11 protein-coding genes and 2 rRNA genes are annotated in these 20,169 nt (G+C 68.6%); 10 read left to right on the top strand and 3 right to left on the bottom strand.

The window, feature by feature from the left end; genetic code table 11:
• Positions 1–215: 215 nt before the first annotated feature.
• The 3 genes from Dfulv_RS42250 (at position 216) to Dfulv_RS42240 (ending at position 4,346) form a co-directional block, all read left to right on the top strand.
• Positions 216–3,334 (top strand): 23S ribosomal RNA (locus tag Dfulv_RS42250).
• Between the two features lie 125 nt (positions 3,335–3,459).
• Positions 3,460–3,576 (top strand): 5S ribosomal RNA (gene rrf, locus Dfulv_RS42245).
• 128 nt (positions 3,577–3,704) lie between these two features.
• On the top strand, positions 3,705–4,346 hold the full coding sequence (locus tag Dfulv_RS42240) for a hypothetical protein (RefSeq protein WP_259859438.1): 642 nt from the start codon (positions 3,705–3,707) through the stop codon (positions 4,344–4,346).
• Positions 4,347–4,836: 490 nt separating this feature from the next.
• On the opposite strand, the gene Dfulv_RS42235 is transcribed toward Dfulv_RS42240, so the two are convergent.
• Positions 4,837–5,754 carry a hypothetical protein gene (locus tag Dfulv_RS42235; protein ID WP_259859437.1) on the bottom strand — a complete coding sequence of 306 codons (918 nt, stop codon included), beginning with the start codon at positions 5,752–5,754 and terminating at the stop codon, positions 4,837–4,839.
• Positions 5,755–5,828: 74 nt separating this feature from the next.
• Here Dfulv_RS42235 and Dfulv_RS42230 point away from each other — a divergent pair, with 74 nt between their 5' ends.
• From Dfulv_RS42230 to Dfulv_RS42215, 4 genes are all read left to right on the top strand, one after another.
• A complete protein-coding gene (locus tag Dfulv_RS42230; protein ID WP_259859436.1) occupies positions 5,829–8,450 on the top strand; it encodes a valine--tRNA ligase in 2,622 nt (873 codons plus the stop codon).
• 145 nt (positions 8,451–8,595) lie between these two features.
• Complete coding sequence (locus Dfulv_RS42225; RefSeq protein WP_259869216.1) at positions 8,596–9,864, top strand: bifunctional folylpolyglutamate synthase/dihydrofolate synthase; 1,269 nt, start codon at positions 8,596–8,598, stop codon at positions 9,862–9,864.
• Positions 9,861–10,217 (top strand): DUF4233 domain-containing protein, encoded by a 357-nt coding sequence (locus Dfulv_RS42220; RefSeq protein ID WP_259859435.1) that lies wholly within the window; start codon positions 9,861–9,863, stop codon positions 10,215–10,217. The genes Dfulv_RS42225 and Dfulv_RS42220 overlap by 4 nt, the downstream gene beginning before the upstream one ends.
• On the top strand, positions 10,217–11,188 hold the full coding sequence (locus Dfulv_RS42215; RefSeq protein ID WP_259859434.1) for a helix-turn-helix transcriptional regulator: 972 nt from the start codon (positions 10,217–10,219) through the stop codon (positions 11,186–11,188). Before Dfulv_RS42220 ends, Dfulv_RS42215 begins: the two co-directional genes overlap by 1 nt.
• A 7-nt stretch (positions 11,189–11,195) precedes the next feature.
• Here Dfulv_RS42215 and Dfulv_RS42210 read toward each other — a convergent pair whose 3' ends face one another.
• Entirely contained in the window at positions 11,196–13,337 is a 2,142-nt protein-coding gene (locus tag Dfulv_RS42210) for a VOC family protein (RefSeq protein WP_259859433.1), read from the bottom strand.
• A gap of 234 nt (positions 13,338–13,571) precedes the next feature.
• On the opposite strand from Dfulv_RS42210, the gene ndk reads away from it, so the two are divergent.
• Together ndk and Dfulv_RS42200 are read left to right on the top strand one after the other, a co-directional pair.
• Complete coding sequence (gene ndk, locus Dfulv_RS42205; RefSeq protein ID WP_259859432.1) at positions 13,572–13,985, top strand: nucleoside-diphosphate kinase; 414 nt, start codon at positions 13,572–13,574, stop codon at positions 13,983–13,985.
• A gap of 202 nt (positions 13,986–14,187) precedes the next feature.
• Positions 14,188–14,901, top strand: a complete 714-nt coding sequence (locus Dfulv_RS42200; RefSeq protein WP_259859431.1) for a hypothetical protein — start codon at positions 14,188–14,190, stop codon at positions 14,899–14,901.
• Between the two features lie 159 nt (positions 14,902–15,060).
• Here Dfulv_RS42200 and Dfulv_RS42195 read toward each other — a convergent pair whose 3' ends face one another.
• Positions 15,061–16,581 carry a chitinase gene (locus Dfulv_RS42195; protein WP_259859430.1) on the bottom strand — a complete coding sequence of 507 codons (1,521 nt, stop codon included), beginning with the start codon at positions 16,579–16,581 and terminating at the stop codon, positions 15,061–15,063.
• 367 nt (positions 16,582–16,948) lie between these two features.
• On the opposite strand from Dfulv_RS42195, the gene ileS reads away from it, so the two are divergent.
• A complete protein-coding gene (gene ileS, locus Dfulv_RS42190) occupies positions 16,949–20,068 on the top strand; it encodes an isoleucine--tRNA ligase (protein WP_259859429.1) in 3,120 nt (1,039 codons plus the stop codon).
• The last annotated feature ends 101 nt before the right edge of the window (positions 20,069–20,169 follow it).

Below are 20,169 nucleotides of genomic sequence, written 5' to 3'. Positions count from 1 at the left end.
TGTGGAACGGCCGGTGATGCGGTTCGCGGAAACATACAGGCATCCTGTTGGGTCCTGAAACAACCAGCACGTGAGTGCTCCGGGTGTTTCGGACGGAATCTGCATCTGGTCGAGGACCACGCTGGTTGTCAGCGCCGGCTCGACGTGAATCTGGTGTGGGTTTGGTGTTGGTTGAGAATTGCACAGTGGATGCGAGCATCTTTAAAGCTTTTTGTGGTCAAGTTGCTGAGGGCGTACGGTGGATGCCTTGGCACCAGGAGCCGATGAAGGACGTGGGAGGCCGCGATAGGCCTGGGGGAGCTGTCAACCGAGCTGTGATCCCAGGGTGTCCGAATGGGGTAACCCGGCACCAGTCATGTGGTGTCACTTCTGCCTGAACACATAGGGCGGATAGAGGGAACGCGGGGAAGTGAAACATCTCAGTACCCGCAGGAAGAGAAAACAATTGTGATTCCGTGAGTAGTGGCGAGCGAAAGCGGATGAGGCTAAACCGGTCATGTGTGATACTCGGCAGGGGTTGCGTGATCGGGGTTGTGGGGCGTGTCTTGACTGGTCTGCCGGCTGGTCGCACAGTCAGAAAATCGATGGTTAGTCGAAGTCCGCTGGAAAGCGGCGCCGTAGACGGTGATAGTCCGGTAGGCGAAAACTGTCGGTCTGTGTTGGCGTGTTCCCGAGTAGCGGCGGACTCCTGTAATCTGCCGTGAATCTGCCAGGACCACCTGGTAAGCCTAAATACTCCCTGGTGACCGATAGCGGACGAGTACCGTGAGGGAAAGGTGAAAAGTACCCCGGGAGGGGAGTGAAATAGTACCTGAAACCGTGCGCCTACAATCCGTCGGAGCGTCCTGCCTTTTTGGTGGGGGTGACGGCGTGCCTTTTGAAGAATGAGCCTGCGAGTTAGTGGTGCGTGGCGAGGTTAACCCGTGTGGGGTAGCCGTAGCGAAAGCGAGTCTGAATAGGGCGTTTGAGTCGCGTGTCCTAGACCCGAAGCGGAGTGATCTAGCCATGGGCAGGCTGAAGCGCGGGTAAGACCGCGTGGAGGGCCGAACCCACCAACGTTGAAAAGTTGGGGGATGACCTGTGGTTAGGGGTGAAAGGCCAATCAAACTCCGTGATAGCTGGTTCTCCCCGAAATGCATTTAGGTGCAGCGTTGCGTGTTTCTTGCCGGAGGTAGAGCACTGGATGGCCTAGGGGGCCTACAAGCTTACTGAAGTCAACCAAACTCCGAATGCCGGTAAGTGAGAGCGTGGCAGTGAGACTGCGGGGGATAAGCTTCGTAGTCGAGAGGGAAACAGCCCAGATCACCAGCTAAGGCCCCTAAGCGTGTGCTAAGTGGTAAAGGATGTGGGGTCGCATAGACAACCAGGAGGTTGGCTTAGAAGCAGCCACCCTTGAAAGAGTGCGTAATAGCTCACTGGTCAAGTGGTTCCGCGCCGACAATGTAGCGGGGCTCAAGCACACCGCCGAAGCTGTGGCATTCACGCATGTACCCGGCCAATGGTTCGCCGGCGGTCCAGGTGTGTGGATGGGTAGGGGAGCGTCGTGTCACCGGTGAAGCGGCGGAGTGATCCAGTCGTGGAGGTGACGCGAGTGAGAATGCAGGCATGAGTAGCGAAAGCAGGGTGAGAAACCCTGCCGCCGGATGACCAAGGGTTCCAGGGCCAGGCTAATCCGCCCTGGGTGAGTCGGGGCCTAAGGCGAGGCCGAGAGGCGTAGTCGATGGACAACGGGTTGATATTCCCGTACCCGCGTAGAAGCGACCATGCTGAACCTGCTTGTACTAACCTTATGAAGACGGAGGCCTTTCGGGGTTGATGTTGGAGTTTGGGAACTTGGGTGGTAGTAGGCAAGCGATGGGGTGACGCAGGAGGGTAGCTGGGCCCGGCCGGTGGTTGTGCCGGGGCAAGCGTGTAGCCCGTGCTGTAGGCAAATCCGCAGCACATGGTGGGTGAGACGTGAAGCGGAGCCGTTTCAGGTGAAGTCAGTGATCCCATGCTGCCGAGAAAAGCCTCTAGCGAGTTTCGAGCGGCCCGTACCCCAAACCGACACAGGTGGTCAGGTAGAGAATACCGAGGCGATCGGGCGAACTGTGGTTAAGGAACTCGGCAAATTGCCCCCGTAACTTCGGGAGAAGGGGGGCCACCGATGGTGAGACCACGTGCTGGTGGAGCGGTTGGTGGCCGCAGAGACCAGGGGGAAGCGACTGTTTACTAAAAACACAGGTCCATGCTAAGTCGTAAGACGACGTATATGGACTGACGCCTGCCCGGTGCTGGAACGTTAAGGGGACCTGTTAGTCTTTCGGGGCGAAGCGGAGAACTTAAGCGCCAGTAAACGGCGGTGGTAACTATAACCATCCTAAGGTAGCGAAATTCCTTGTCGGGTAAGTTCCGACCTGCACGAATGGCGTAACGACTTCCCCACTGTCTCAACCACAGGCCCGGCGAAATTGCACTACGAGTAAAGATGCTCGTTACGCGCGGCAGGACGGAAAGACCCCGGGACCTTCACTATAGCTTGACATTGGTACTCGAATTCGATTGTGTAGGATAGGTGGGAGCCGGTGAAGCAGTCACGCCAGTGGTTGTGGAGGCAAGCTTGAAATACCACTCTGTTGGATTTGGGTATCTAACTTTGGGCCGTGAGCCGGTTCAGGGACAGTGTCTGGTGGGTAGTTTAACTGGGGCGGTTGCCTCCTAAAATGTAACGGAGGCGCCCAAAGGTTCCCTCAGCCTGGTTGGCAATCAGGTGTTGAGTGCAAGTGCACAAGGGGGCTTGACTGTGAGACTGACAGGTCGAGCAGGGACGAAAGTCGGGACTAGTGATCCGGCACTGGCAGGTGGAAGCGGTGTCGCTCAACGGATAAAAGGTACCCCGGGGATAACAGGCTGATCTTCCCCAAGAGTCCATATCGACGGGATGGTTTGGCACCTCGATGTCGGCTCGTCGCATCCTGGGGCTGGAGTAGGTCCCAAGGGTTGGGCTGTTCGCCCATTAAAGCGGTACGCGAGCTGGGTTTAGAACGTCGTGAGACAGTTCGGTCCCTATCCGCCGTGCGCGTAGGATACTTGAGAAGGGCTGTCCCTAGTACGAGAGGACCGGGACGGACGAACCTCTGGTGTGCCAGTTGTTCTGCCAAGAGCACGGCTGGTTGGCTACGTTCGGAAGGGATAACCGCTGAAAGCATCTAAGCGGGAAGCTCGCTTCGAGATGAGGTATCCCACCCCTTGAGGGTTAAGGCCCCCAGCGAGACCACTGGGTTGATAGGCCGGAAGTGGAAGCCTGGTAACAGGTTTGAGCTGACCGGTACTAATAGGCCGAGGACTTGACCTCAAACACTCCCGCTTCGGGTGGGAGAAGCTTTGAAAGTGTTGACGCATCCACTGTGTGATTCTGAACCAACACCGGTCGCACCCCACATGTTGGTGGGTGTGCGGGGTTGTATAGGTTCATAGTGTTACGGCGGCCATAGCGGAGGGGAAACGCCCGGTCCCATTCCGAACCCGGAAGCTAAGCCCTCCAGCGCCGATGGTACTGCACCCGAGAGAGTGTGGGAGAGTAGGACGCCGCCGGACAAAACTTCGATCGAGGGGCCCACCAAATCTGGTGGGCCCCTGACGCGTATCTACGGCCATTTACCTGTGATCGGGGCGGGTGCGGCGGCTGCCGGACGGCGTTGAGCCGGCGCTGCTACGCTGCGCCGATGGTCGACCCTGACACCGCGAACACCGGCCTGTTCGGCTCGCAGGACGAACCGGAGGAAGAAGCTTCCACGGGGGCTTCGCGCCTGCCGATCAAGCGGATCGCCATCATCTGCGCCGCGGTGGCCGCTGTGGCGCTGCTCGTCTCCGGTGCTGTGTACGGCCCGACGGTGGTGCGGGTGATCCAGCAGAGCGACACAAAGGTCCAGTCTCGGGATCAGGTCGGCGCATTCACGCTGGACAAGAGCGACGATGCGACGAGCACCGCCGAATACATCCGCGACGCCGTCGCCACCGAGGTCAACCTGGACCAGAGCGTCGGGCTGATCTACAAGGACCAGGCGAACAGCGTCATTCTCGTCGCCGGCACCGCAAGGATCTGGAAGCCCGAGGCCTCGCTGAAGTCCGCGTTCGACGTCATGACCGACAACAGCGGCGGCGTGAGCGACATCCGAGACATGGACGCCGGAGATCTGGGCGGCCTCATGCGCTGCGGCGTGACCAAAACCCAGGACGAAGATTTCCCGGTGTGCGGCTGGGCCGACAACGGCTCGGTGGGTATCGCGCTCCTCCCCGGCCAACAGCTGCCCGACGCCCACAAGGTCACGCTCGAGCTCCGCAACGCCATCGAACACCGCGCCTGACGCTCGGCGGTCCCACCGCGACTAGTCGGCCTTGGTCGATTTCCGTGGTCAGGGCGACCGAAGGGCACCAAGGTCAACTAGTCCGGGTGGGCTGCAAGCCGGATGCGAGCTGAGGACGTCACTGCGGCGCTGGCCTGAGCAGGGCGCGGTACACGGGGGTGCGGACCGGCCCAGGGACGGGTAGAACGGTGCGGGCGACCAAGCCCAGAGCTACCAGGGCGACCAAGCCCAGAGCTACGCGGTCAGGGCAACACATCACGGCGCGGCCACCACGGACGAAGCGGCCGAGCCGGCGCAGCGAGTGGTGTGCGGTAGGAGGCGACACGTCGAGCGGCGTAGGAGCGTCCCGGTGCCGCTCGACGGGGCCGGGCGATCCGAGGCAGCAGCCGACGGCCAGCGGCCGATCAGGCTGCCAGCGGCCCGCGACGGTGAGAGGTCCTCGGGCGCCCCTCGTGCCCGGGCCACCCGAGGGCGGCCGGGGCGGCGGGGGTCAGTTGGAGCGGGACTGGACGATGTCGCGGATGTCGCGGAACAGGGCGGCGGACTCGGACTCACCGCGGTTGTTGAAGACACCGATGCCCAGGCTGCCGTGGTCGGCCCAGGCGCACATCGTCATCTTGGTGTTGTCGCTCGTGCCGGTGGCGCACTTGAGTGTGCCGCCCCACTTGCCGGGGTCGTACTCCGTGCTGGCGCCGAGCGTGCTGAAGCCCTTGAACGCGTTGTCGAGCTCGGTGTCGGGGAACAGGATCACCGAGGCGGCCGCGACCAGGACGACGATCTTATCCAGGTCGCCGTCGCTGTAGATGCCGACGGCGACCTCGTCGGTGGTGCCGAGGCCGGTCTTGAGGTCGTTCTCCATCTGGTCGACCAGTTTCTGCATGTCCCGGTCGTCCTGCTTGGTGAGCTTGCCGGGCAGGGTCGGAGGAGCGGTCACGTGTGCGCCGGACTCGGAGAAGACCGGGTAGAGGAAGACGCAGGCGGCGATCGCGCAGATGAGGAAGACGCCTCCGACGACGCCGAGCGTGATCTTCAGCCCCTTGCCCTTCTTCGGCGGCGGCGTGAACTGCGGCACCGGGGACGCCGTGGCGGGCCCCGGATAGACAGGCTGAGCGGCCGGGCCGGGGTAGGCCGGCTGCGGCTGCGGAGGGTAACCGCCGGACACCGGGTAGGCCGGAGAAGGCTGCCGGTAGCCACCCGACACCGGGTACGCCGGGCCGGGCTGCTGGTAGCCGCCGGACGTGGGTGCTGCCGGTCCGCCGTACTGAGACCCGCCGTACTGAGGCTCGCTCGCCCGCGGCGGGTTGCTCGCGGGCGGTGGGGTGCCGAACTCCGGCGCGAGGTCGTACGACATCGGCTGGAACGGCTGTGAGCGAGGCTCGTCGTCGGGCGCGTTTGGCGGGTAGGTCACCGTCGATCAGTCTCCTGAGTGAGGGGGGTACTGGCGAGCGTAGACCCCCTGTGCGACAGTTCTAGACTTTGCTTGTGACGGATACTCCACGAACGGGGCAGGCAACCCCGGCGCTCTCGGCTCAGTATGCCCCCGGTGACGTTGAGCAACGGCGGTATGAGCAATGGGTAGCCGATGGGTTGTTCCAGGCGGACGCGAAGAGCGATCGGCCGCCCTTCGCGATCGTGCTGCCGCCACCCAACGTGACCGGTTCGCTGCATATCGGCCACGCCCTCGACCACACCATCCAGGACTCGCTGACCCGCCGGAAGCGGATGCAGGGGTTCGAGGCGCTGTGGCTGCCCGGCATGGACCACGCCGGCATCGCGACCCAGAACGTCGTCGAGCGCCAGTTGGCCACCGAGGGGAAGTCCCGCCACGACCTCGGCCGCGAGCAGTTCGTCGAGCGGGTCTGGCAGTGGAAGGCCGAGTCCGGCGGCAAGATCCTCGGGCAGATGACCCGGCTCGGCGACTCCGTCGACTGGAGCCGCGAGCGGTTCACCATGGACGAGGGTCTGTCCCGCGCGGTGCTCACGATCTTCAAGCGCCTCTTCGAGGACGGGCTGATCTACCGCGCAGAGCGCATCATCAACTGGTGCCCGCGCTGCCTCACGGCACTCAGCGACATCGAGGTCGAGCACTCCGACGACGACGGCGAGCTGGTCTCGATCCGCTACGGCGACGGTGACGACTCGATCGTCGTGGCCACCACGCGTGCCGAGACGATGCTCGGTGACACGGCGGTCGCCGTCCACCCCGACGACGAGCGGTACCGGCACCTGGTCGGCACCGAGGTCGAGCTGCCGCTGACCGGCCGGCGGATCCCGATCGTCGCCGACGCGCACGTCGACCCGTCGTTCGGCACCGGTGCGGTCAAGGTCACCCCGGCGCACGACCCCAACGACTTCGAGATCGGCCAGCGGCACAACCTGCCCAGCCTGACGATCATGGACGAGCACGGTGTCATCACGGTGCACGGGCCGTTCCTCGGGCTGGACCGGTTCGAGGCGCGCCCGGCGGTCGTCGCCGCGCTCCGCGCGGAGGGGCGGATCGTCGCCGAGAAGCGGCCGTACGTTCACGCCGTCGGGCACTGCCAGCGGTGCAACACGACGGTCGAGCCGCGGCTGTCGTTGCAGTGGTTCGTCCGTACCGGACCCCTTGCCAAGGCTGCCGGGGACGCCGTGCGGGACGGCCGGGTCCGCGTCGAGCCGGAGGAGCTCACCAAGCGGTACTTCGGGTGGGTCGACAACATGCATGACTGGTGCATCTCGCGCCAGCTGTGGTGGGGGCACCGCATCCCGGTCTGGTACGGGCCGAACGGCGAGGTCGTCTGCGTCGGCCCGGACGAGCAGCCGCCTACCGGCGAGGGCTGGACCCAGGACCCCGACGTGCTCGACACCTGGTTCTCCTCGGCGCTGTGGCCGTTCTCCACGCTCGGCTGGCCCGACGAGACCCCGGACCTGGCGAAGTTCTATCCGACGAGCGTCCTCGTCACGGGGTACGACATCCTCTTCTTCTGGGTTGCCCGGATGATGATGTTCGGCCTCTACGCGATGGACGGGCGGCAGCCGTTCGACGTGATCATGCTGCACGGCATGGTCCGCGACCAGCACGGCAAGAAGATGTCGAAGTCCTTCGGCAACGTCGTCGACCCGCTCGACTGGATCGACCGGTTCGGCGCCGACGCCACCCGCTTCACGCTCGCGCGGGGCGCCAACCCGGGCGCCGACGTGCCGGTGAGCGAGGACTGGGTCCAGGGCGCGCGGAACTTCTGCAACAAGCTGTGGAACGCCACGCGGTACGGGCTGAGCAACGGCGCGACCGTCGACGGCGGACTGCCGGCGCAGTCGGAGCTGTCGCCGGTCGACCGGTGGATCCTGTCCCGCCTGCAGCACGTCATCGGCGAGGTCGACGAGCAGTTCGAGGCGTACGAGCTGGCCAAGGTCTGCGACACCCTGTACCACTTCGCGTGGGACGACGTCTGCGACTGGTACCTCGAGCTGACCAAGCCGGTCCTCACCGGCGACGACGAGGCGGCGAAGGACCGCACCCGGCGGGTCCTCGGCCACGTGCTCGACAGCCTGCTGCGGCTGCTGCACCCGATCGTCCCGTTTGTCACCGAGGAACTGTGGACGACACTGACCGGTGAGCGCACGGTCGTCCGGTCCGCCTGGCCGACCGCCGAGACGGGCCGGATCGACGACGCGGCCGAGACCGAGGTGCTCAACCTCCAGCGGGTCGTCACCGAGGTCCGCCGGTTCCGCGCCGACCAGGGCGTCAAGCCGTCGCAGCGGGTCGTCGCGCGGCTCGAAGGGCTCGACGCCGCCGGCCTGACCGGGCACGAGGGCCTGATCCGCTCGCTGGTGCGGCTCGACGCGGCCGGCGCCGACTTCGCCGCCACGGCCAAGCTGGCGGTGGGGGTCGGTGTCACGGTCGAGCTCGACACGCGCGGCGCGATCGACGTCGCGGCGGAGCGGGCCCGGCTCACCAAGGACAAGGCGGCGGCGGAGAAGGAGGCGGCCCAGAACCGCGCCAAGCTCGAGAACCCGGCGTTCACCGACAAGGCACCCGAGCAGGTCGTGGCGAAGGTCCGCCAGCGCCTGGAGGCCGCCGAGGCCGACCTGGCGCGGATCGCCGCCCAGCTGGAAGCACTGTGACCGGTCCGGAGCGAAGCGGAGGGGCCGGTCACCCAGAGGCTCAGTCTGTAAGTCAGGCCGCCGACGAACGAAGTGAGGAGGTGGCCTGACTGTGACGACGTTTTCGGAGGTCGACCAGGCGCTGCTCGGGCGGGGCTTCACCCGCATGGTCTTCGACCTGGGGCGGATCGAGGCGCTGCTCGACTCGCTGGGCAGCCCGCAGCGGGCGTATCCGGCGATCCACCTCACCGGCACCAACGGCAAGACGTCGACGGCCCGGATGATCGACTCGCTGCTGCGCGCGCACGGGCTGCGGACCGGGCGGTACACCAGCCCGCACCTGCAGAGCGTCACCGAGCGGATCAGCATCGAGGGCGAGCCGATCAGCGAGGAGCGGTTCGTCGAGGTGTACGGGGAGGTGGCACCGCTCGCCGAATACCTCGACACGCGCAGCAACGAGCCGCTGACGTACTTCGACATGACCACGGCGATGGCGTTCGCGGCGTTCGCCGACGCACCCGTCGACGTCGCCGTGGTCGAGGTCGGCCTCGGCGGCGCCGACGACTCCACCAACGTGCTGCACGCGCAGACCACCGTCATCACACCGATCGGCCTGGACCACACCGAGTGGCTCGGCGACACGATCGAGGACATCGCCCTGGCCAAGGCCGGCATCGTTCACAAGGGATCGACGCTGATCTGCGCCCTGCAGCCGGAGGAGGCGATGCGCCCGATCCTGGAGCGCTGCGCGGAGGTCGGCGCGACGATCGCCCGCGAGGGGCGCGAGTTCGGCGTGATCCAGCGCGACCTGGCCGTGGGCGGGCAGGTGCTGACGCTCCAGGGCCTCTCCGGTGTGTACGAGGGGATCTTCCTGCCGCTGCACGGCGAGCACCAGGCGCAGAACGCGGCCGTCGCGCTCGCCGCCGTCGAGGCGTTCCTCGGCGCCGGCACGGAGCGGGCGCTCAACGCCGAGGCCGTCCGCGAAGGGTTCGCCGGTGCCACCTCGCCCGGCCGCCTGGAGCGCATCCGCAACTCGCCGCCGATCCTGCTCGACGCCGCGCACAACGCCGCCGGCATGCAGGCGACGGTCAAGGCGCTCACGGAGGAGTTCGCGTTCAGCGGGCTCGTCGCGGTCGTCGCGGCCCTCGCCGACAAGGATGTCGAGGGCATGCTGGAGCTGCTGGAACCGATCACCGAGAGCGTCGTGATCACCCGCAACTCGTCGCCGCGGGCGATGCCGGCGGCGCAGCTCGGCGCGCTCGCCGACGAGATCTTCGGCCCGGACCGGGTGCACGTCGTGGCCGACTTCCCCGACGCCATCGACACGGCGGTGACGCTCGCCGAGTCCGACAACGCGGTCCCCGGGACGATCGGCATCCTCATCACCGGCTCCGTCGTGACGGTCGCCGACGCCCGAGGGCTGCTGAAACGATGAGCACCCCGGCCGGGCTGAAGAATCCGGGCGCCGCCGTCCGCGGCGTCGGGGCGGCGGCGCTTGTCGTCGAGGGTGTTGTCCTCCTGCTGGCGCTGCTGCCGCTGGCCAAGCTCGGTCACGGCGACAACACCGCCGCGATCTGGTTGTGCGTCGCCCTCGCCGTTGTCAGCTTCGCCCTCTGCGGGTTGCTGCGGCACGCCTGGGCCTGGTACGCGGGGCTGGCCGTCCAGGTCGCCCTGCTGGCCGGCGGCGTGCTGCACTGGTCGCTCGTGGCGCTCGGGGCGCTCTTCGGGTTGACCTGGCTGTACGTGCTGTACGTGCGCAGGTCGGTCTACGCCAACAAACCCGACTGATGCGCGCCGGCCGGCTGCTGTCGACGCTCCTGCTGCTGCAGACGCGCGGCCGGCTGACCGCGCAGCAGCTCGCCGACGAGCTCGACGTGTCGGTGCGCACCGTCTACCGCGACATCGAGGCGCTGTCCGCGTCCGGCGTGCCGGTCTACGCCGACCGCGGTCCGGCCGGCGGCTATCAGCTCGTCGACGGCTACCGCACCAGCCTGACCGGGCTCACCACCGACGAGGCGGCCGCGCTGTTCCTCACCGGCAGCGGCGCGACCGCCGCGCACCTCGGGCTCGGCCCCACGCTCGAGGCCGCCCGGCTCAAGCTGCTCGCGGCCCTGCCGCAGGAGCAGCGGTCGACGGCCGAGCGCATCCAGGAACGGGTCCACGTCGACGCGCCCGGCTGGTTCCGCGACCCGGAGGCACCGTCGCACCTCGACGCCGTCACCGGTGCGCTGTGGGAGCAGCGGCGGATCGCCGTGCGGTACACGAAGTGGGACAACACCCAGGTGGAGCGCACCCTCGAACCGTTGGGCCTCGTCCTCAAGGGCACCGCGTGGTACCTGGTGGCCCATGGCCGCCGGCGCATCAACGGCTACCGCGTCTCCCGCGTCGACGCGGTGACCGTGCTCGACGAACACTTCGAGCGCCCGCCGGGGTTCGATCTGCGACGGTACTGGCTGGAGTGGTCCGACCGGCTGCAACAGACCCTCTACAGCGGCGGTGTGGCGACGGTACGGGTCGGGCCGCGCGCCGCCGGCATGTGGTGGATGCTCGGGCCGGTCGCGGAGCGGGCGCTGCGGGAGACCGCCGGTGAGCCGGACGCGGACGGCTGGGTCCGGGTCGTCATGCCGATCGAGTCGTTCGAGCACGCGCGGTTCGACCTGGGCCGCTTCGGGCCGGACGTCGAGGTCCTCGAACCGGCGGAACTGCGTGATCTGATGCGCGCCCAGGCCGAGGAGACGCTGCGCCGCTACTGCGAATAGCGCTTGCTCAGCGGCGAAGCTCCCAGCGGGTCAGCGCGATCGCGTGGCCGTCGGGGTCGCGGAACGTCGCCGAGCACAGCTCCAACTGCTCACCCTGCGGCACGACCCGCGGCCGGTGGACGAAGTCGACGCCCTGTTCGCGGAGCCGCTCGTAGGCCTCGTAGACGTCGGGCACCTCGAGGTTGAGGTGGACGACCCGGCGGTCCACCGGCGGCATGTCAGCGACCCGGCGCAGCACCACCCGGGCGTCGCCGGTGGCGAGCACCACGCTGGTCGCCCCGCTGTCCAGCTCCGTCAGCCCGAGCGTGTCGCGGTAGAACCGGCGGGACCGCTGCAGGTCGGACACGATCAGCGTGACGCTGACGCCGTTGACCCCGTTGAGCGGCATGGACTGTGGGCGCGGGGCGGTCGCGAGGAACTCGGCGACGGCCCCCTCGGACAGCGGCTGCTCCTCGAGCTGGTCCTCGGGCAGGTAGTGCTCCGTCGCATACGGGTCGGGCGTCGCCGCCTCGTCCTCGTCGTCGTCCGCCGGTCGGCGGGACGGTGCGGGCCAGATCGGGGGTGCGCTGTACAGTCCCGCGCCGACCGGCACCGGCCCCCGCCCGTTGCTCCAGGCGGACACCGGCCGGTCGGTGCCGCTCGCGGCCGGCGGCTGGCCGGCCGGGGCCGCTTCGTCCGTGGTGATCGTGTCGTCCGTGGTGTTGTCGGCGGTGCCGGTGTCGTCGCGGGGCGCGTCGAGGATGGTGCCCTCGAGCGTCTCGACGGGGGTCACGTGCGCGGCCTCCGCGGGCGCTTCGCCGGCCTGCCCGGCCTGCTCGATGTCCGTCTCGGCGGTGGGCTCGTCGGCCAGGAAGGTCGAGCGGTCCAGGCGTGGCACGCGGGTGGGCGGCTGCTCGGTCTCGCGATCCGGGTAGGAGAGCACGGCCGGCGGGACGGTTTCGGCCGACGCGTCGGGGCCCCGGTCCGGCGCGGCCTCGGCGGGCGCCGTCTCGGTCTCGCCGGAGACGGTGGTCGAGATGGCGGGGTCGGTGGCCGCGGGCGGCACGTCGTCCGGCTCGATTTCGGCCGGTGCCGGCTCGGTGTCGACGGACGTGGTGGCGGAGTCGGTGGCCGGCGTTTCGGGCGGGGCGTCCGCGGGCAGCGCCCCGGGCTCCGGGGACTGGGCCGGTGCGGCCAGGAGCGAGCCGCCCTCGGGAACCGTGTACTGCTCCGGGGCCGCCACGGTGCCGATCAGGTCAAGGCGGTCGGGCTCGTCCTTCGCCGGTCGGTGGGAATGGTCGGGTGACCCCGGGCGGCGGTGCGGCCGGGGACTCGGGCGGCGGTGCGGGCCCCCGGAGACCGGCTTCGACGGCAGCCGGACGACAACCGGCTCGTCCGAGGCCGGGGTGCCGACACTGCCGAGGGCCGCACGGGTCTCGATCGGCCCGTTGGGCGAGCCGCCCTTCTCGGTGGGCGCGTCGACCCGCAGCCCCGTCTCGTGCTCCGGCGCGGGTCCGGGCGGCAACCCGGTGGCCGGCTCCGGCTGGGACTCCGCCACCGGCTGCGCGTCGAGGTCGGGCTCGCTGCGCGGGGCCGGCGTGGCGCGCAGGGCGGAGGCCCGCTCCGCGACCGCCGTCGTGCGGCCGGTGGGCCGGTGGGCCGGCTCGGCGATCGGCGCCGTGATGGGCGGCAGGTTGGTCAGCGTGGGGCGGTCGTCGGGCGGAAGGTCCAGCGGGTCGGAGCCGTATTCGTCGCCGTCGAGCGAGTAATGGTCCGGGCCGGTCGCCGCGGCGCCGACCGGCTCGTCCAGCTCGGACTCCATGGCCTCCCGGTGCGTCTGCACCCGGTCCCACTGGATGGTCACCTTGCGCGGGTTGCCCTTGATCACCCGCACCGGCAGCATCGCGCCGGGCTCCGGCCACTTGTTCAACGGGATGGCCGGATCGTGGATCGAGACGGCGACGCCGTTGATGCCGGTCGCGCGGATGGTGAGGCGGACGCGGCCGCGGGCGGTGCGTCCCTCCATCGTCGGCCGCGGGGAAATGTCGTCGACGGTCGCTTGCCCGTAAACGTACTGACGCACCTTGTTGCGCGAATTGAGGACCGCGATGAGGACCGGGCCGACAGCGGCCAGCACAATGCCGAGCGCGACCACCAGAGGGTCGGCCATGCCCAATCCGCAGAATGCCAGGAAACCGCCCACGACAATGAGCAGCCCGATGGCGAGCCTCCTGCTGCCGGACGACGGCGCACGATTGCTGGACGGCAAGTCGACCTCCCCAGACGACTGACATCAGGCTATGCCTGATCATCGCCGAAACAAAAGTCTCCGGCACCCTGGCGGGGCGCGGACGGTGACGCTGGGTAGGCTCCCGGCAAGTACCAACCTATTTGGAGGATCGTCGTGGCCGAGCGCACGCTCGTTCTCATCAAGCCGGACGCAGTACGCCGGGGCCTCATCGGCGAGATCGTCGCCCGGCTGGAGCGCAAAGGGCTGACCATCGACGCGATGACCCTGCGCACCATGGACGTCACACTCGCCGACCAGCACTACGCGGAGCACGTGGAGCGCGACTTCTACCCGCCGCTGCGCGAGTTCATGACCGGCGGGCCGCTCGTGTCGCTGATCGTCTCCGGCGACGAGGCGGTCTCCGTGGTCCGCACGCTGATCGGCGCGACGGACGGGCGCAAGGCCGCCCCCGGCAGCATCCGCGGCGACCTGTCCCTGTCGAACCGCGAGAACCTCGTCCACGCCTCGGACTCTCCGGACAGCGCCAAGCGCGAGATCGCCCTCTGGTTCCCGGACTTCGCGAACTGATAGCACAGAGCGGCGAAGTCCGCTCGAAAATGCTGGCTTTCCGCCCGTACGTCCACCCGCGTTGCAAGCCTGATGGGTGAGTCGAGAACAACGGGGGTGTGACGAAATGCCAGTCACAGACGAAAGTAATCCGACAGAGCACCGGTCGAATCACCCGGGTGAAACCCGCCGGCGGCGCCGGACACCCGTCGTCGTCGGCGCGGTGGGATTTCTCGCGGTGATGATCGCCGGTGTGGCGCAGCAGACCAGCGCCGGTGCGCAGACGGCCCGGCCCGCGGCGGCCGGTGAGACGCTGCCGCCGATTCCGGGGACGCTGCCGACGACCGCCCTTCCGCCCGATCCGACGGCGTCGCCCACCGACGGAGGCGGGATCTTCGCGGATCCGTGTGCGACCGCGACGCCGGCACCGACGGACACCGGCGCGCCGATCATCATCCCGCCCGACATCAACGGCTCCACCCCGCTGCCGACCGGCACCGCCGAGCCGCTGCCGACGGCGACGGACATGGCGGCGCCGAACCCGACCGACACGGTCGTGCCCGACCCGACCGACACGGTTGAGCCCGGCCCGACGGCGACCGGTGTGGCGGTACCTACCCCGACCGCGACCGACACGGTCGTGCCGAACCCGACAGACACGGTTGAGCCCGACCCGACGGTGACCGGCATGGCGGTACCCACCCCGACCGCGATCTGCCCCACCGAGCCGGTGCCCACCGACCCCACCGCGACCGTCCCCGGCCCGACCGTGGCCGGCACGCTCCCCGGCACGGTGGTGCCCACGAACCCCGTCCCCGGCCCGACCGCGGCCGGCACGGTGCCCGGCACCGCTCCCACGACCGCCGGATCCGGTGTGCTGCCCGGTTCGGTGGTGCCGCTGGTCCCGCCGCCGCCGGCGTTCGGCACGGGCCGCTGACCCGCTGACCGCGGACAGACGTGCGGGGGATGGGTGCTGGGACACCCATCCCCCGCACGGTGTTGGTGGAGGAATGCTCTTGAACGGGCGGCAGTTCCGCGGCCGCTGTCGACGTCGGCCGCGGAACCGCTACCCTCCCCACGAACCGGGTCTTAGGTGCTACGGCAGTGTGGCCAGGTGGGGCTTCACGGTGCGAGCGAAGTTGTTGCCGTTGGTGACGTCCCAGTTGATCGACCAGGTCATCGCGCCGCGGATGCCGGGGTAGGTGCGCGGCGGCTTGAAGCTTCCGCAACTGGTGCCCACCGCGAGGCAGGACAGCGACTGGTTGACGATCGTCGGGGAGACCACCCCGCCGCCCGCGGCGCCCGGTCCGGCCGGCAGGCCGACGGCGACCTGGTCGGGGCGCAGCCCGTTCTCCAGTTGGATGCAGGACAGCGCGGTGATGAAGTTGACCGTGCCCTGCGAGTACGCCTGCATCTGGTCGCACCCGAGCATGCTGCCGCTGTTGTAGAACTGCGTGTAGACGACCGTCAGGATGTCCTTGATCGACAGGGCGAGGGCGAAGTAGCTGCTGCCCGTGGACTGCATGTCGATCGTCTGCGGCGCCATCGTGATGATGAGGTTCGCCCCGGCCTTGGTCCGCAGCGAGCGCAGGGCCTGCGCCATGTACGTCGGGTTCAGCCCGTTCTCGAGGTCGATGTCGATGCCGTCGAAGCCGTACTGCTGCATCAGCGCCCACGCGCTGTTGGCGAAGTTGGTCGCCGCGGTGGCGTCGCCGACGGTCACCCGGCCGGCCTCGCCGCCGACGGACAGGATGACCTTCTTGCCGCGCGAGTGCAGGGTCGCGATGTCGGCCCGGAAGTCGGCGTCGGTGTAGCCGCCGAGGGCGGACGCCAGGCCCGGGTCGACCTGGAAGGTCAGCTGGCCCGGCTGGGAGCCGGTCTCCGCGAACGCGACGGCGATCAGGTCGTACTCCGCCGGGACGTCCCGCAGGCGCAGCTTGGCGGCGCTGTTGACGAAGTCCTGCCAGTACCCGGTCAGGAAGTGCTTCGGCAGCGGGCCGGTCGGCGGTTGGGAGGTCGACGGGGACGTGGACGGTGACGACGACGGCGACCGTGAGGGGGAGGCCGACGGCGACGCGGACCGCGAGGGCGACGGCGACGCGGAGGTCGGCGCGGCGGTGGTCGGCGTGCCGCCCGGGCCGCTGAGGGAGAAGTCGTCGGCCGCGTACGCCGGCTGCCCGTACCACCCGTGGACGTAGACGACGGCCGAGGTCTGGCCGGCGGTGGTGGTGAACGAGACCGACAGCGGTGCGTAGGCGCCGTTCGTGCCGGGGGTCCAGGTGCTGGCGTCGACGCCGCCGGTGGCCCCGATGAACACGTAGGAGCCGTTCACGTAGGCCGAGAACGTGTACTTCGTGTTGGGCTGGACGGACACCGTCTGGGAGCACCGCGCGGTGCCGCCGCCCGGGGTGCCGGTGAGCTTCCACGACCCGGTGCGGGCCGCGCCGGAGGTGGCCGAGGTCGACGCCTCGCACGTCCAGCCCGAGGTGTTGCCGGCCTCGAAGCCGGGGTTGGTGAGCAGTTCGGCGGCGGAGGCCGGCATGGCGATCGCGACCCCGGCGAGGGTCAGGACGGCCGCGCCGGAGCCCGCCAGCAGGGCAATCTTGCGTGGACGCATGATGGCTCCAGGTGGGGGTGGCGTCGATGGGCGTCGACGTGTGCCCCCACGTAACCGGAGCCCGGATTTAATGTCAAGGTTTCTTTACTATTTCTTATGGCACCGGGGAAATCGGGTTCCGGTGGCGCGCTATCCTCGGTGTACAGGCATCGACCCGGCCATCACCGGCGAGCCTCCGGAAGAACGGGCCGGGCGTCGGAAAAGACCGCGGCCTCAGTAGAACCGGACGGGACCGGCCCGTCACAGCCGGCCAACGAGCGGCCGCCAAGCACCATCGGCGGCAAGCGGGGTGGTACCGCGGACCCGGTGACGGGTTCGTCCCCGCGTGGACAGGCAACTGCAGACCACGCGAGGAGAGTGGCCCCCGATGGCCTACCCCATGCACAAGACCGGTGCGGGCGTCCCGGCGAGCCCCAACCTGCCGGAGGTCGAGCGCGAGGTCCTGGACTACTGGGACCAGGACGGGACGTTCGAGGCCTCGGTCGACCAGCGCGACGCCGGGGTGAACGGCTCGAACGAGTTCGTGTTCTACGACGGCCCGCCCTTCGCCAACGGCCTGCCGCACTACGGCCACCTGCTCACCGGCTACGCGAAGGACGTCGTCCCGCGGTACAAGACCATGAAGGGCTTCCGCGTCGAGCGCCGGTTCGGCTGGGACTGTCACGGCCTGCCCGCCGAGGTCGAGGCGGAGAAGCAGCTCGGCATCACGACCAAGGCCGAGATCCTCCAGCTCGGCGTCGACAAGTTCAACGCGGCCACCAAGGAGTCGGTGCTGCGCTACACCAGCGAGTGGGAGCGCTACGTCACCCGGCAGGCGCGGTGGGTGGACTTCACCAACGACTACAAGACGCTCGACCTGGACTACATGGAAAGCGTCATGTGGGCGTTCAAGACCCTGCACGACAAGGGTCTGGTCTACGAGGGCTTCCGGGTGCTCGCGTACTGCTGGCGCTGCGAGACGCCACTGTCCAACACCGAGCTGCGCATGGACGAGGACGTCTACCGCGACCGGCAGGACCCGGCGCTGACCGTCGCGTTCCAGCTGGAGACCGGTGAGCGGATCCTCGTCTGGACGACCACGCCGTGGACCCTGCCGTCAAACCTGGGGATCGCGGTCGGCCCGGAGATCGAATACGCGGTCTTCGAGGAGGACGGCGTCCGCTACATCCTCGCCGACTCGCGCGTGGCCGCCTACGAGAAGGAGCTGGCGAACGCGACCCGCGTCGGGTCGGTCCGCGGCGCCGAGCTTGTCGGCAGGAGGTACACACCCCTCTTCGACTTCCTCGCGGACACGCCCAACGCCTTCCAGATCATCGGCGCGGACTTCGTCACGACCGAGGACGGCACCGGTGTCGTGCACCTGGCGCCCGCCTTCGGCGAGGACGACCAGAACGCGTGCGCGTCGGTCGGCATCCCCACGGTGGTGACCGTCGACGAGCACACCCGGTTCACCTCGCTGGTGCCCGCCTACCAGGGGCTGCAGGTCTTCGAGGCCAACAAGCCGGTGATCCGCGACCTCAAGGCGGCCGGCGTGGTCGTGCGGCACGACTCCTACACCCACTCGTATCCGCACTGCTGGCGCTGCGACACGCCGCTGGTCTACAAGGCGGTGTCGTCGTGGTTCGTCGCCGTGTCGCAGTTCCGCGACCGGATGGTGGAGCTCAACCAGCAGATCACCTGGACGCCGGAGCACATCAAGGACGGCTCGTTCGGCAAGTGGCTGGCCAACGCCCGCGACTGGTCGATCAGCCGGAACCGGTTCTGGGGATCGCCGATCCCGGTGTGGAAGTCGGACGACCCGCAGTACCCGCGGGTCGACGTCTACGGCTCGCTCGACGAGCTCGAGCGCGACTTCGGCGTGCGCCCGTCCGACCTGCACCGGCCCGAGATCGACAACCTCACCCGGCCCAATCCGGACGACCCGACCGGGCAGTCCGTGATGCGCCGGGTGCCGGAGGTGCTGGACTGCTGGTTCGAGTCGGGGTCGATGCCGTTCGCCCAGGTGCACTACCCGTTCGAGAACGCCGAGTGGTTCGAGCACCACTACCCGGGTGACTTCATCGTCGAGTACATCGGGCAGACCCGCGGCTGGTTCTACACCATGCACGTGCTGGCCACGGCGCTGTTCGACCGGCCCGCGTTCCGCAACTGCGTCAGCCACGGCATCCTGCTCGGCGAGGACGGGCGCAAGATGTCCAAGAGCCTGCGCAACTACCCGGACGTCTACCGGGTGTTCGACGAGTACGGCTCGGACGCCATGCGCTGGTTCCTGGTCGCCTCGCCGGTGCTGCGCGGCGGTGACATGCCGGTCACCGAGGTCGGCATCCGCGACGCGGTCCGGCAGGTCCTGCTGCCGCTGTGGAACGTGTGGTACTTCTTCTCGCTCTACGCCAACGCCGACGGCTACACCGCGCGGCGGCGGACCGACAGCGCGGACCTGCTGGACCGGTACGTGCTGGCGAAGACGGGCGAGCTGGTGGCCACGGTCGAGCGGCAGCTCGACGCCTACGACCTGTCCGGCGCGGCGGGGACGGTGCGCTCCTACCTGGACGCGCTCACGAACTGGTACGTGCGCCGCTCCCGCGACCGCTTCTGGTCGGGCGACCACGACGCGTTCGACACGCTGTTCACGGTGCTGTCGACGCTGACCCGGGTCGTCGCGCCGCTGGCGCCGCTGACGGCGGAGGAGATCTACCGGGGTCTGACCGGCGAGCGTTCCGTGCACCTGACCGACTGGCCGTCCGCGGACGAGTTCCCGGCCGACCACGAGCTGGTGGCCAACATGGACGCGGTGCGCGACGTCTGCTCGGCGGCGCTGTCGCTGCGCAAGGCGCGCGGGCTGCGGGTCCGGCTGCCGCTCGCGACCCTGACGGTGGCCACCCCGACCGCCGCCGCGCTGCGCCCGTTCGCCGCGCTGGTGGCCGACGAGGTCAACGTCAAGGCGGTCGACTTCACCGACGACGTCGCGGCCCACTGCTCGCGGGTGCTCACGCTCGTGCCCCGGGTGCTCGGTCCCCGGCTGGGCAAGGAGGTCCAGCAGGTGATCAAGGCGGTGAAGGCGGGCGACTGGGGCCTGGTCGACGGCAAGGTCGTGGCCGGCGGCGTCGACCTGCAGGAAGGCGAGTACGACCTGAAGCTGGTCGCCGCCGACCCGTCGCAATCGGCGCCCCTGCCCGGCGGCGAGGGTGTGGTCGTGCTGGACAGCACGGTCACGCCGGAACTGGCGGCCGAGGGGCTGGCCCGGGACCTGGTGCGGGTCGTGCAGCAGGCGCGGCGCGACGCGGACCTGAACGTCTCGGACCGCATCACCGTCGTGGTCGACGGCCCGCAGTCGGTCGCCGACGCCCTGGCCGTGCACTCGACGTTCGTCGCGGGCGAGACGCTGGCCGACGCGGTGACGCTGGGCACCGTGCCGGCGGACGCCGGCTTCGGCGGCGAGGTCGGCGAGGGCGCCCCGGTCCGCGTGCAGGTCACGCAGGTCTCATAGCCCGCGCGCCCTGCCTCATTTCCCCGCGATCTTGGAGTTGTGGTCCCGACTTTATGCCGTTATTTCGGGCAAGTCCGGGACCACAACTCCAAGATCGCGGC

The organism is Dactylosporangium fulvum (assembly GCF_025137375.1).
Taxonomy (GTDB): Bacteria; Actinomycetota; Actinomycetes; order Mycobacteriales; family Micromonosporaceae; genus Dactylosporangium; species Dactylosporangium fulvum.
The sequence above is the reverse complement of the archived record's forward strand: the minus strand, read 5'-3'. Positions and strand labels throughout refer to the sequence as shown.